Genomic DNA, 14520 nt, shown 5'->3' with positions numbered 1-14520 from the left:
ACTCCTCAATGGTGATAAATAAAAACTAAATTAACGAACTATATAACGCTTAGACACGCTCAAACATAAGGTCCCAAACGCCATGACCTAAGCGATGACCACGTGCTTCGAACTTTGTTAGCGGACGATGTTCAGGACGCTCAACAACATCACCTGTCGCCGATTGGTTTTTATAACCAGGCGCACTGTTCATGACTTCTAACATGTGCTCACTGTAGTTTTCCCAATCTGTCGCCAGATGGAACACGCCACCCACTTTAAGTTTGTTGCGGATAAGCTCAGCAAAAGGTGCCTGTACTATTCTACGCTTATGATGACGTGTTTTGTGCCACGGATCAGGGAAGAATAACTGCAACCTTGCCAAACTTGCATCAGCAAGGCTGTTTTCTAACACTTCAAGCGCATCATGATGATACACGCGCAGGTTAGTCACCCCAGCTTCTGCCGCGATAGACAAACAGGCGCCAACACCCGGCTTATGTACTTCAATACCGATAAAGTTTAACTCTGGAGCCGCTTTAGCCATTTCAACTAATGAAGCGCCCATACCGAAACCGATCTCAAGCACGGTGTCAGCTTCACGACCAAAAACCTCGACTAAATCGATAGGTTCAGGCGTATAATCTAGGCCCATGGCTGGCCATTGTTGCTCCAACGCTTGTGCTTGCCCTTTTGTAAGGCGGCCTTCTCTTAATACAAAGCTTCTTACTTTGCGAAGGTATTTACCTTCTTCATTGAATTCAGCGGTTGTTACTTCGCTCATTTTCGCCCTCGCTTAAGATAGCTATTAATTTTAAAAGAAAGGCATTATCCAAAGTTAGACCTTTAGCGCAAGCCTTATTGACGCAAAATTATACCCATTATTTCAGTTTGTGCGAGTTACAGAGCTACTTTTACAAAAAATACTCGATTAACGGGTCAATCTAGCGCTATTTCACCAGGCTCCCTCACGTTGACAGCAAAACCGGCCCCCTTATCAATGAACAACTGCAACTTGTTTAAATCGCCACTGGTAGTTACACTGCGGCGATGAAAACTACCCCACTCTTTTCAGACCGAATTATTAGTTGGTACGATGTCCATGGTCGTAAGCAACTCCCCTGGCAGCAAAGTAAAACCCCATATAAAGTATGGATATCAGAGATTATGTTGCAGCAAACCCAAGTTGCCACGGTTATTCCTTACTTTGAAAAGTTTATCGCGCGCTTCCCAAACATCGACACTTTAGCGTCAGCAGACCAAGATGAAGTGCTGCATCACTGGACTGGCTTAGGTTATTACGCCAGAGCACGTAACCTTCATAAAGCCGCCCAACAAATAGTTGAGCAACATCAAGGTATTTTCCCTGTCGATTTTGATGACGTACTGGCATTGCCAGGTATAGGTCGCTCGACAGCTGGTGCCGTTCTGTCGTTATCGCTTGGATTAAATCACCCCATCCTTGATGGCAACGTAAAACGTGTGCTTGCAAGGCATGGCAAAATCGAAGGGTGGCCTGGCAAAAAACCGGTAGAAGATAAACTTTGGCTGCTCACGCAGCAATTAACGCCAAACGTAGAGATTCAAAAGTATAATCAAGCAATGATGGATATCGGCGCAACAGTATGCACTCGCTCTAAACCCAATTGCCCAGCTTGCCCCGTTGCAATTGACTGCCAAGCTCAACTCTCGGGCCGCCAGCTGGAATATCCAGGTAAGAAGCCTAAAAAAGTCATTCCGGTAAAAGCTGCATGGCTACTGGTATTAGAGCAGCAAAATAATGTCCATTTGCAAAAACGCCCACCGAGTGGGATTTGGGGTGGACTTTGGTGTTTTGCTCAATTTTCGACTAAAGATGAACTAGACGAGCATTTGAGCAATCAAGCGTACGATATTAGTCATCGCGAGGATTTGGTTGGCTTTAGACACACCTTTAGCCATTTCCACCTCGATATTCAACCCGTTTTAGTATCAATAAACAAGATTAGCGATAACCAGATCATGGAACAAGACTCCTCTGTCTGGTATAACTTACCTCATCCACCTAAAGTTGGTTTAGCCTCAGCGACTGAGCGGATTCTAGCGAGTTTAGGTTCTGTATTAAATAAGGAGTAATCATGGCTCGCACAGTAAATTGCGTATATTTTAAAAAAGAAGCTGAAGGCTTAGGATTTCAGCTTTACCCTGGTGATTTAGGCAAGCGTATTTTCGACAATGTGAGTAAAGAAGCTTGGACGCTTTGGCAATCAAAGCAAACCATGCTTATCAATGAAAAGAAACTCAACATGATGAATGTCGATGACCGAAAATTCCTAGAAGTGCAGATGGTTAACTTTCTGTTTGAAGGAAAAGATGTCGAGATCGAAGGCTTTGTTCCTGAAAAAGACGACGAATAGCACATATTAAAAAAGCGCCGAAAGGCGCCTTTTTTTTATGGCTTACAACGTAACAATACGATTACTGACGCATACCTTCAACGACGAGGTTTAAGCTAACGTGAGAAGATGCTGGGCCTAAATCCATTTTAATGTCGTAATCTTTTAGCGCAAATTCAGTGCTACCGGTAAATCCAGCACGATATCCGCCCCAAGGGTCACTTCCCTCTCCTATTGCTTTTGCATCAATCGCTAATGGTTTGGTTACACCGTTTAAGGTGAAATTCCCCTTTAGTACAAAGTTACCATCACCTTTATCCTCAACCGAGGTAGATTCAAACGTCGCAGTAGGAAATTTTGCAGTATTTAAAAAGTCCGGACTGCGTAAATGTTTATCACGTTCAGCGTGGTTTGAATCGATACTGGTTGTATTAATGGTGACATTGACCTTTGAATCTGCAATCTTGCTTTGATCAAATGAGAAGTCCCCTTCAAAAGTATTAAAACGACCTGCTACGAAGCTATAACCTAGATGGCTTACCCTAAACTCTATAGAGGCATGAGCACCTTCGGTGTCGATGACGTAATCTGCTGCTTGTGCCGTACTCGCCATCATCAACGTTGTTGCCAATGCCGTTGCCAATAAACCCTTTTTCATTGTTATTTTCTCCATATAAAGATTAGTCATTTTTAATTTTGATTATTCTGAGTAGTGTTGAATCTTTATCGATAAAGTGATGTTTCAATGCACCAAGTGCATGGATCAGCACTAAACCGATTAAACTGTATGCTGCGTATTGGTGGATCACGCCGGCGATATCGGCTTGGTCTTCCATAAATACCCCAAGACTGGGTATTTCAAACCAATTAAATACCCATATACCTCGATCGTCAGCGGTAGAAATTAAGAAACCGCTAACCATAATGACAAGCAGGAGCAGGTATAAAACACCGTGCGCTATATGGCCTGCACTTCTCTCCCACCTTTTATGACTGGCTAAACTCTTTGGGTTGGGAGTGAACATTCGCCAGAATATTCTGCTAAGCGTCAGCAATAACAATATTAGCCCAACGCTTTTGTGTAGATATGGCGCCGTTTTGTACCATTCACTGTAATAAGTTAAATCAACCATCCAAAAACCAACGGCAAATAGGCCTATAACGGCTAAAGCAGAAAGCCAATGAAAAAGGATAGCGACTAGGCCGTAAGACTTTTTTGTATTTAAGAGCATTACGCCCCCTGAATTCATAAGATGAAATCATCATACATTCTATTTTAGGATATAAAATCAGCAAATATTGACCTTTACATTCTATTATTTCGAATGGTATTGCTTTTAACGGCACACATAAGCCTCACTATGCAGTGAGGTTTACGTTACTAGCGAAATAATGTGCCTTCTGCCACACCGTCAGTAATGCAGCTATTGTTCTTTTATTTAGAACTGCACACAAACTAAGCGAACAGTCACGCTAATAACAAAAAGCCCTTGCAGGATAAATCTCTGCGCTATAATATACGCGCACTCCAAACGATACAGGCTTTCAAAGCTTAGTTTGAAGTAACAAATCTAACGCATATATTTATATAGCTTAGTTGCCCGAATAGCTCAGTCGGTAGAGCAGAGGATTGAAAATCCTCGTGTCCCTGGTTCGATTCCGGGTTCGGGCACCAACATTTTATAATGAGTTTTTCTGTGTAAAGAGATAACTTATTAGCAAGATAAGCCGGCATAGCTCAGTTGGTAGAGCAACTGACTTGTAATCAGTAGGTCCCGAGTTCGACTCTTGGTGCCGGCACCATACAAACAAAAAAGCCACTCAATAGAGTGGCTTTTTTGTTTTCTAAACCTTCATTTTCTAAGCCTATCCCGTCCTCAGATAAGTTGACACTTTAGACCCCGATCCAGCAAATACCATCAATAGTAAGCATCCGCAGCTGATATTGAATATCTCGCTCCTCCACTACTCTTTTAATTAGTCGTGATATACAAGCAGAATAAGGCTAACTGTAGTGGTCAACTAATTAGGTGGCCAAATTAACTATGCCACTACAAACTCACCTATAAACAAGCTCAAGAGCACCACTGCATTGTTTTTCTAGACTAATTAATCAGCAAAATAATAGCTTATAGTGATATTTTTGACTGTACGGCTATTTGTTAGGCAGTTATCGAAAAAAGCACTTGCGTGATTTAAAGCATCGCTATAATATACGCGCACTCCAAACGAGACAGGCTTTCAAGGCTTAGTTTGAAGTAACAAATCTAACGCATATATTTATATAGCTTAGTTGCCCGAATAGCTCAGTCGGTAGAGCAGAGGATTGAAAATCCTCGTGTCCCTGGTTCGATTCCGGGTTCGGGCACCAACATTTTATAATGAGTTGTTTAACTTATTAGCAAGATAAGCCGGCATAGCTCAGTTGGTAGAGCAACTGACTTGTAATCAGTAGGTCCCGAGTTCGACTCTTGGTGCCGGCACCATAAAAACAAAAAAGCCACTCATTAGAGTGGCTTTTTTGTATCTGGCGATTATCAGTTCAGTAACCATTATTGATGCGCTTTATAACGACTACAGACACTGCAAATTAGATTTTACTACCTCCCCCCTCAATTAGCCCCAACTTCAACAGCACAACCGCCTCTCAACGCTAACATTAAACATTGCTGATATATATATATCCAAGACAGTTGGACATTCAGTATTAAGTGGAAGTTTAATCTGCTTTAAGCAAGATCAATAACATGCCCTACACGACTGACATTCCCCCCATCCATGAAGAAAGCTTGGGTGGGTAATGATTGCAGCCTTGGAAAGGGAGCTGCATTCCTACATCCACACGCCAAGTGTTAAACTCGCGAAACGCCTCTTAAAGAAGTATTTCCAAGTCGTTTAGATATAACGGCACTTTCCTATGTTACAAAAACAAAAAAGGGAGCCAATGGCTCCCTTAAGGTTAGTGGGTTTTAACAAACATACTTACCAACTACGCATCTTATGACCCTTTAGGGCGTAGAACAGAATAAAGAGGTAGCAAGGTAAGCATACCCAATAAGCGAGCTGTGTATTCTCAGCAAAGTGAGCAACCTTACCAAATATCAAAGGTAGGATGGCTCCACCTGAAATCCCCATAATCAACAACGCTGAACCTTGCGCCGTGAACTTACCTAAGCCTTCAAGTGCTAAAGGCCAGATTGACGGCCAAACTAACGCATGAGCCAGTCCCATCATGGCTACGAAAGTAACAGTATTAGGAATAACGGGGATCCCGCTCCAGCCCCATAAAACCTCTGCAATCACAGTACTTTCTGCAGAACTCATTGTTACGCCAATAATGCATAAGATACCGGCAATCGCCGAACCTAATAACGCTTTTTCCTGACTAATGAACCTGGGGATACAAGTTACGCCAATAATGTAACCCAATACCATAAAGACCATTGTATAAGAGGTTAACGATGCGAAGTTATTCACCCCCAAACTAGCCCCATACAAACCAATCGTATCGCCAGCGATCACCTCGACCCCCACATAAGCAAAAAGAGCTAAAGCACCTAAGATAACTTGTGGGAAGTGGGTAATACTGCCTTTACTTTGATGCTCTGCAGCTTCTTCAAACTCTAATTCAGGTAATGATGAAAACTTAACTAAGCCAATGAGAAAAGTCAGTGCCACTGCCATATAAATATAGGGAGTTATCAATCTTGATGAGAGTTCGTTAATTTGCGCGGTACGTTCAACTTCGGTTAACGCCGCTAAATGATCTGCGGTAAAGTTTTCAAAACCAGACAAAACCAATGCCGTAAACAACAGCGGCACGATGACCCCTGCCCCTTTGTTAATCAAGCCCATGATACTAATACGCATCGCAGCACTTTCTTTAGGACCAATAAGCACCACATAAGGGTTAGAAGCAGTTTGCAAGATAGTTAAGCCAGTGCCTAATACAAACAATGCGCCTAAAAACAGCATAAAGTTCGCGCTCTGCGCAGCAGGAATAAACAACAACGAACCGACTGCCATGATAGCGAGGCCAATAGCCATCGCATTTTTATAACCCGTTCTTTTAAGTATCGACGACATCGGCAATGCCATCACTGTGTAGGCAATATAGAACGCAAACGTCACAAATAACGCTTGAAACTCATTTAGTTCACAAATAATTTTAAGGAATGGGATCAAAGAGCCGTTAAGCCATGTCACAAATCCGAAGATAAAAAAGAGCACACCTATAATGAACATAGGCAGAATACTGCTCTGAGGGCTGGCTTGGGCCTGAGTCGATGCTGTCATGTATTTCTACCTGCTTCTTATTGTAATTAAATTTATGATAACAGCGTGACTTGTTATCCCATCCTTCATTATATTGAATTGCCAACAACAGATTTATATCTGTTTTTAGTGTCTACCATTGGCTTTTGTTTCATTGATGTTAAAACATTGCGACCAAAAAGACAACGCTGTCATTTGTATCGTTTAACGATTTATATCCATAGAGGGACATTGCACTATCAACTATGCAACCACAACCGTTAAGCATCGTAATCACAACCCCTTAAACTTTGATGAAGATTGAGCGTTTATACATCCAATAAAGCACCAGCCATTGCACTAGTAATAACGCTATCACAGCGATAAGACTTTGAGCAGAAACGGGGAACCATTTTATCACCCCACCAAACAAGCTATCTGCGGTGTACTGCCAATTGACAATGCTTGTCGCTAAGTAGATCACAATAGCATTACAGCCAATCACGATAAAAGGAAATGCCCATCTGCTTAGCCTCATAACATCAATAACACCATAAAATAGCGCTAACAGCAGCAAGCTCCATCCAGAAGTCACCAGTACAAAACTACTGGTCCACAATGTTTTATTGACAGGAATGATGGGAGAGATCAACCAACCAATGCCTAATAACGCTAAACCTAGTGTGGTCATCACAGCGACTTTAAACCCTTCACCTTTCACATGTGATTTAACAATAAAATGACCGACAAACACGCCAAACAAGCCATTTACCACCGCCGGGATTGTCGATAAGATCCCCTCAGGATCAACGGCAGCATCTTGATAAATCACGCCGGGTAATAATAAGCTATCGATGGCCGCATTAATCGACCCTGTTGCAGTGAAGGCGCCAGAATTATCAAGGGTCAAAAAGGGGAAAAGCTGCAATAAGCTGTAACCAACCAAAATAGCGACAGTGAATATTACTTGGGTTCTCAGGCTTGTATGCCAAACTAACAGCGCACAGAAAAACCAAGCAAAGGCAATGCGGCCCAATACACTGGCATAGCGAATATCACCAAGTGCCATTGGGAACCCCGTGCCCCAACCATGGTTATAGACCATGCCTAGCAACAACAATAAGGCTAATCGTTTAATCCCATGCTGATAAAGCGGCATACGCTCACGCATTGGCAGTTTATCTAGGCGTTTGGGCGATAGCCCAAGAGCCACACCAGATAAAAAGATAAACAGTGGGAAAATCAGGTCATAAAAAGTAAAACCATGCCAAGGGCTATGGTGCATTTGCGTGTCTAACCATTTAAAGCCACTCCATCCCGTGAGTAGCACAAGGGCTGCAAATATCGCCTCGCCGCCTAAAATCCAAAACATGTCAAAACCACGCAGTGCATCAAGAGACTTAAGCCTTACTTTTTGTTTTTTCTCGTTCGAGCAAGCCTGCGGCTGGGTGTCATTTATTATTGTCATTAGAAACACTCTTTAAGCAAGTAGATGAACTGGCTACTGCTAGATCATCGTAGATAATAAAAAGCCCCTATAGCATGTGCTACAGAGGCTTAGAAAAAGCTAAGGCAACAAGTAGCCTTTACGAGCTTGCATAAATCAACTGACCCGCGATAAAGGTTTGCTGCACCTTAAACTGATCATTCATCACCACTATGTCTGCTCGCTTTCCTGTCGCAAGTGAGCCAAACTGCTGACTAATCCCTAAAAACTCTGCGGGATACATTGACGCCATTCTCAATGCTTCTTCTGCAGAGATATCTAACATTGAAATAGTATTTGCCACTGCAGCAGCCATATCAAGGACACAGCCAGCAAGTTCACCAGTAACGGCATTTAACCTATCACCGACACGTAATACTTGCGTGCCAAATAATTCAAAACTCACCTCGCCATCAAGCCCAACGGGTGGCATAGCATCGGTGACTAACATGACTTTTCCCCGCGGCTTGGCATTAATGGCCACTTTAGCAGCTGTAGGATGAACATGATGACCATCAACAATCAGTCCACACCAGGCATCAGTACTTTCAAGCGCCGCACCGACCATTCCTGGGTTTCGAGAACCAAAAGCAGACATCGCATTAAACAAATGAGTAAAACCAGTAGCGCCTGCATCTAATGCCGCTTTGACCGTATCATAGTCAGCATTAGAATGGCCAAGACACACTTTTACATCAGCCTTAACTAACGCTGCAATGACATCTGGAGAGACGTTTTCAGGCGCAAGTGTGACCACTTTTATGCCTAAGTCTTGACGGCTAAAAATATTAAGTTCGGCATCTGAAATACGCCTAATATGCGGCTGAGGGTGTACACCCTTTTTCGGTATCGATAGGTGTGGCCCTTCAAAGTGCACTCCAATCACACCAGCACTTCCATACTCAATGGCATCAGCCACCGCATCCGCAGCTTGCTCCATAACACTAAAATCATCAGTAATTAAAGTGGGCAAATAAGCGGTTGTGCCAAACTTTGCGTGTGCTTGCCCAATCGCCTCAATTCCTTTCCTCGTCGGTGATGAATTAAATAATACGCCACCACCGCCATTGACTTGTACATCAATAAAACCTGGGGTAATGCTACCGTCAACCCGTGACTCTTTTGCGCCTTTTACGGTATCAAAAGCAAGAATATGTCCATCTTCAACGGTGACAGGTAGATCATGATGAAACTGCTGACCATCAAAAATACGGTCTGCGATTAATGTTTGCTTCATTTGCAACTCACTCTATGTATTGACGATACCATCAACGAAATAAAAACAGCTTATCGCGCCTATTTTTTAGCATGCTCCTGCTGAGCATAAAATGCAGCGCCCCATTCTGGCGGTCTTAATGTGGGCGACATTCTAGCCGTGACGTCATCATCTAGCCATGGTGCTAGCGGCTCAGCTAGCCCACCAATCATCGAAAAACGTGGCGGTGTGATGGCAAAGAGCTTTCTCGCGAGCTCACTAATATAACTAGCACCTTCACGTACAATATCCTGAGCCACGCCATCTTTGCGCTGTGCAGACTCAAACACCATGCGCGCTAATTTGGCATAAGTACTCGAAGATTGTCCTGCCAAATTCTCAACGATACCCATCGCATTATTAACATTGAAATGAGTAAATAGACGCGAGGTGAGTATGGTTTTTTCGCCGAACCCGTCCAAGTCTAATAATGCTTGTTCACTGGCTTTTTGCCCAAGCCAAGCACCACTACCTTTATCACCTAAGCCAAAACCATGGCCGCCTAAGCAAAGCTCTTTACCGCCAACATGAGCATAACCACAAGAGCCCGTTCCGGTAATGATGACTGCGCCATCGCCACCTTTGTGCGCGCCGATACAGGCAGTATGAAGATCTGTGGTGAGATACATGCAAGCAAATGGGTGTTGCCAGTCCATCACATCTTGGAAAAATCTAGAGACATTAACACCCGCTAGCCCCAGCCCCGCGATTAAACGCTTACTGTCTGTACTTTTAAGCCCTGCGTCAGCCAATGCAAGCTGAGTTGATTCTTCAATAGATTGGAATGTTTGAGCTAAACCATGCAAGGGATTTGCGCGCCCCGCAACACCGGTGCCCACAATGCTGAAATCGCCAGTATATATTGTTGCTCGACATTTACTGCCGCCACCATCAATGCCTATATACAAGGATGCTTCTTCCGCCTGGCCTATACCCATGACAAACCTCTTTATTGTTTTAATATTTAGTGTTGAGCTGATCACTGCTCTTTACTAAGAAAGCCACTAAGTTAATCGTATGTTACAACACGAATGACAGCGTTGTCATTTAATTTTTCCATATTGCAATTAAAAACAATAAAAATGCAGTAGCGCCCCACCGTTACTGCATTTCAGCTTAGTAAATACTTACGTCGTTAAAGGTTTGAGGTAAATACTTTGTTACTTCACAATCAAACTACGACCTTTTCGCACACCGTCTGCAGCAATTGCTCTTACCTCAACGTCACCTTCGACCGCGACTCCGGCTTGATAGGCTTTCCATTTCTGCCCATTATCTCGATACTCAATCAATAAACCGGGATAGATTAGGTTTGCGTATAACTTGCCCTCTTTGATAACAGCGCCAACGGTGGGCACACGGTAGGCAATATTCGCCTTATCAAGCTTTATCAGTTCTTTATACCCTAAGGTATTCGCTATCGCCTGCCACTCTAACGCCTGTTGCTGACGCATTTCTGTCGTAAAGAAGCCACTTTGTTGATTGTAAACTGCACCTTGGTATTGATATGGGACTTCCCAGTTTGGTTGATGCCAAGCTTTCTCTGCCAGCATGATCACCCGGGGGAACATTAAATACTCAGCCACTTCGTCACTGCGAACCGTTTCGCTCCACAACTGGCCTTGAATACCACTGAATTTTGCAGTCTTTGATAACGGTTCGCTCAAGATCTTACCGTTTTCGTCACGCTTAACCCTGTCATCAGCTTCAAACGGTAATCCCTCAATATCGCCCCACTGCTCTGCATTGGCAGGCAAGTTCCCGCTCATAAAGCTGTGAACGCGCTGAGCATTATTATGCCTAATGCCCCAGTAGTAGCCATGCTCTTTGGGGTCGGCTTCATAGGGGAAGTCAAAGTAAAGTACTTCGGGCTGACCTAACACCACTTGCCAACCTAGATTCGCTTGTTGGTGTGCTCGCTTATGACCGCCATGGGCGACGATATCCCAAACGTTAGATTGAACATTTTTAGGCATATTTTCAGGACGAGTATGACTCATACCATCACTCCATCCTGCGGCTTTAATCCCTTTATCTGCCAACATTTGTGAAGTGCGCTCTATAAAATAGGCTCCAAGCTCACTGGTGCTTTTAACTCCTTTGTCGTTACTGGTAATAAACGCCTTACACATAGGTGATTCAAGCCACGCACCCGCAGTTTCATCAGCACCTATATGATATCGCGACAATGGAACGCCTGCAGTTTTATGCAAGTCCGCAATTTCATCAATGACTTTGTCGATAAAGTTAAACGTCGACTCCATACACACATTTAAGGTGTTATCGTCATAATATTGCACCGATGAATAAACCGTTTTGTCGTCACGGTCTGACAGTAAATATTGCTCAGCTTCTGCGGTTAAGCCAGCTTTCATCAGCTTACGATATCGCGCTTCCATTGATTTAATCGCTGCGCGTGAGTGACCAGGCATGTCCATTGATGGAATGACTTGAATTTGCCGAGCCGCTGCGTATTGCAAAATCTCAATATAATCAGCTTTAGAGTAATAACCGTTGACCTTTGTATCGCTAAAGGGCCCACTGCCCAATTGAGGCAACAAGCAGTTGTCCTCTTTTAAGTCGTGACAACGTTTGCTGCCAATATCCGTCAGTTCAGGAAGCCCATCAATCTCTAATCGCCAACCTTCATCATCAGCCATATGTAGGTGCAACTTGTTTAACTTATAAGCTGCCATTTGATCTAATAGATCGAGGATCAGTTTCTTACTGTGGAAATTTCGTGATACATCAATATGCATGCCACGAAAATCATAGCGTGGAGAGTCTTCCACCAGCATAGCGTTAACGGCCAGTGTATTGACATCAAGCAGTGATGTTAGTGAGGCTAACCCATATGAAAATCCCGCCTCATCATCGGCATAGATAGTGATCAGCTGTGGATTAATATCTAGTTGATAACTGCCAGAAACCCCTTTAATTGACAGCGGTAATAGCGTTATTGAGATACCATTTTCAGTTTCAAGCACACCCACTCGAGCCAAACGGCTAACTGCAGCGGCAATAGACTTTGGCGCTACTTCATTATAAGTTAGCTTGATCCCTTGTTTTAAAGAGACAGGTTTATCAGTACTACGAACTTCAACTTTACTCGGCGTCGGTAAAATACGGTTTTCAGCTAATTGAGGGTTCGATTCAGTCGCTATATTGTTACGATATAGAACACTCGATGTGGCCCACTCAACGGTATCGGCCGCCGTTCGCTTATAGTGTTTTACAGGGTCAGTAAAATCACTGACATAGGGACGGGTTTCCATGCCAGTTTCAGGATCTATGTGTACCTTAGTACTCTCAATTAATATTGGTTCTGAACCATTAGCAACGATATAGTAGTTCGGCATTGCGTCTGTTTCTGCCAGCTGCCAATTATCGCCTCTAAACTGAATCGTCTTTGTGTCGCCTTTGACCACACCTTTAAAGCCAATTGACGGCTCAATTTTATACAGATCACCTTTGATGTGGGAAATGGTAAATTCATCACCGACGATGGATTGAATCGGTCGCATCTGAGAAAAGTAAATGGCCCAATCTTTACTTTGAACATCGATAGGAAAAGTAAGGTCTATCTCAGCCACAAAGCACTTTCCACCACCCGCGACTTTGTCACATTGTTCATCAGCGACATTGGTTACCACGCGATAGGTCACCGCCAGAGATTGACCGATAATATCGAGTTGTTGCTGCGTCAATGCGTCAGGGGAGCTGATGCTAACATCACTAGCCACAACGGTTTCAACATCCTTTTGAGCACATGCAGTCGTTGCCAATACCAGGCTAACGGCCGCCACTATCAATCTTGTTTTCATTACTACCCTCTATTATATATTTTATAGGTGGAACGATTTCATCAAGTCTCGCAATTTCTCCCCCTGGTGAAATAACCGAACACTCGATACTGCATGTTTTTCACTATCCATTGATGCTCAACCTGACACTGCAACTAACTCACCCAAACTGCCCAATATTCCAGCTGTTACTTCAGTCTCGCAGCACTGGCGATATCTAAGTTCATATGGTTAATATTAGATACAATTATGGCCACGTTACCTAGCAAAACTTTAATCTCTTTAGAGTGAGACACCGCGTTATTAGACAAGCTTTGGCTAGATCGTATTATCGAAACCGTTTCTGTCACGCTATGCTGAACCCGCTAGATCATTTTTTGGATTTCACCCGTTGCTTGTTATGTCTGACTCGCCAAGGTTCTAGCTTCATCTATATTGCCTACCAGCGACTCTTCAACTTTACACTTTTGCTTCATCTCGGTTGCCACAACTTTAGCTTGATACTGAGATAGGTATCATTAGGCTAGCGCTATTATTAATATATAACCGAGTCAAATGGGTCTCGCTGTCCTAATAAAAAAATGGCCGAGCACTTATCAAGTACTCGGCCCACATTAGTTTCCGGGGAGAGACTATAGGAATAACAAACGCTATTTTATTTGTTAAAAAACACGAACTAGGAGACCTCATCCTATTCATGAAGACCTTACAAACAACTTGTCACACAAGCAGATGACAACGCTGTCATTGGTAAACATACACAAAGAGAAACAAGATATCTACATTTTTTTGACATCTAATGTGTGGTTTTTTAAAACAAAATCATTGATTAAAAGTAAAACTATATAAAAACAGTAACTTAATAAGTTTAAAATGATTATCTGAACACTAAAAAGCCCAATTAATAACAGTTTTGATATATCCACGTCACTTAAAAATGTGTTTATGCGGGCGTTTAATGCAACCTAGCGAAGTAATGATTGTTTCACTGATAAAATGAATACTACAGAATAAATTCCGCCCTAAAATCATAGTGTCACCAAGCAACGAAGGCATGGAACAGTCCTACTTCTTATTACCGACAGAGTATAGCCAGCGCACGAAAGCAGAACGCGGTATCTTTTCATTATTGTTGAATAGATAATTTAAAAAGGAAATAACCACTCCTAAACCAATATTTACCGGTTGTTTGGGCCTGTTCCCCGCTAAGTTAAAGCTCTTTTTCGTAATGTGGATAATTCGCTTTCGAATAAAGGTGTTGATTGATAAATAGCTACAGCGTCAATTGCTAAGCCAACACTCTTAAATTCGTTGCTTTCAGCTCTCACCTAAAGCAGTTACATTTATCATAGCACCTCAAATTGACAG

10 protein-coding genes and 4 tRNA genes are annotated in these 14520 nt (G+C 42.9%); 6 read left to right on the top strand and 8 right to left on the bottom strand.

The features are described 5' to 3' along the window. Positions 1–49 precede the first annotated feature (49 nt). A complete protein-coding gene (gene trmB / locus CXF82_RS11445) occupies positions 50–763 on the bottom strand; it encodes a tRNA (guanosine(46)-N7)-methyltransferase TrmB (protein WP_101090413.1) in 714 nt (237 codons plus the stop codon). Between the two features lie 266 nt (positions 764–1029). On the opposite strand from trmB, the gene mutY reads away from it, so the two are divergent. Continuing rightward, positions 1030–2094 carry an A/G-specific adenine glycosylase gene (gene mutY / locus CXF82_RS11440; protein WP_101090414.1) on the top strand — a complete coding sequence of 355 codons (1065 nt, stop codon included), beginning with the start codon at positions 1030–1032 and terminating at the stop codon, positions 2092–2094. 2 nt (positions 2095–2096) lie between these two features. After that, positions 2097–2375: an oxidative damage protection protein gene (locus tag CXF82_RS11435; protein ID WP_101090415.1), complete on the top strand. Its 279-nt coding sequence runs from the start codon at positions 2097–2099 to the stop codon at positions 2373–2375. A gap of 61 nt (positions 2376–2436) precedes the next feature. On the opposite strand, the gene CXF82_RS11430 is transcribed toward CXF82_RS11435, so the two are convergent. After that, positions 2437–3012, bottom strand: a complete 576-nt coding sequence (locus CXF82_RS11430; protein WP_102044220.1) for a YceI family protein — start codon at positions 3010–3012, stop codon at positions 2437–2439. Positions 3013–3034: 22 nt separating this feature from the next. Further along, positions 3035–3586 carry a cytochrome b gene (locus CXF82_RS11425; RefSeq protein ID WP_102044219.1) on the bottom strand — a complete coding sequence of 184 codons (552 nt, stop codon included), beginning with the start codon at positions 3584–3586 and terminating at the stop codon, positions 3035–3037. 367 nt (positions 3587–3953) lie between these two features. On the opposite strand from CXF82_RS11425, the gene CXF82_RS11420 reads away from it, so the two are divergent. The 4 genes from CXF82_RS11420 (at position 3954) to CXF82_RS11405 (ending at position 4840) form a co-directional block, all read left to right on the top strand. Further along, positions 3954–4029: transfer RNA gene (locus tag CXF82_RS11420), tRNA-Phe, on the top strand. A gap of 52 nt (positions 4030–4081) precedes the next feature. Next, positions 4082–4157 (top strand) — tRNA-Thr (locus tag CXF82_RS11415). A 492-nt stretch (positions 4158–4649) separates the two neighbouring features. Then, positions 4650–4725 (top strand) — tRNA-Phe (locus CXF82_RS11410). A gap of 39 nt (positions 4726–4764) precedes the next feature. Further along, positions 4765–4840 (top strand) — tRNA-Thr (locus CXF82_RS11405). A 496-nt stretch (positions 4841–5336) separates the two neighbouring features. Here the strand turns inward: CXF82_RS11405 and CXF82_RS11400 are convergent. From CXF82_RS11400 to CXF82_RS11380, 5 genes are all read right to left on the bottom strand, one after another. Next, entirely contained in the window at positions 5337–6650 is a 1314-nt protein-coding gene (locus CXF82_RS11400; RefSeq protein ID WP_101090418.1) for a sugar MFS transporter, read from the bottom strand. A gap of 262 nt (positions 6651–6912) precedes the next feature. Further along, positions 6913–8067: a transmembrane glucosamine N-acetyltransferase NagX gene (nagX, locus tag CXF82_RS11395; protein WP_374702370.1), complete on the bottom strand. Its 1155-nt coding sequence runs from the start codon at positions 8065–8067 to the stop codon at positions 6913–6915. 127 nt (positions 8068–8194) lie between these two features. After that, complete coding sequence (gene nagA / locus CXF82_RS11390; protein ID WP_102044217.1) at positions 8195–9331, bottom strand: N-acetylglucosamine-6-phosphate deacetylase; 1137 nt, start codon at positions 9329–9331, stop codon at positions 8195–8197. A gap of 59 nt (positions 9332–9390) precedes the next feature. Further along, the gene (gene nagK / locus CXF82_RS11385; RefSeq protein ID WP_101090421.1) at positions 9391–10287 is read right to left on the bottom strand and encodes an N-acetylglucosamine kinase; all 897 of its coding nucleotides are present in this window, start codon (positions 10285–10287) and stop codon (positions 9391–9393) included. 222 nt (positions 10288–10509) lie between these two features. After that, entirely contained in the window at positions 10510–13173 is a 2664-nt protein-coding gene (locus tag CXF82_RS11380; protein ID WP_102044216.1) for a family 20 glycosylhydrolase, read from the bottom strand. Positions 13174–14520: the final 1347 nt, after the last annotated feature.

It is taken from the genome of Shewanella sp. GutDb-MelDb (assembly GCF_002836075.1).
Classification (GTDB): Bacteria; Pseudomonadota; Gammaproteobacteria; order Enterobacterales; family Shewanellaceae; genus Shewanella.
This window is presented reverse-complemented; position numbering and strand designations above follow the sequence as displayed.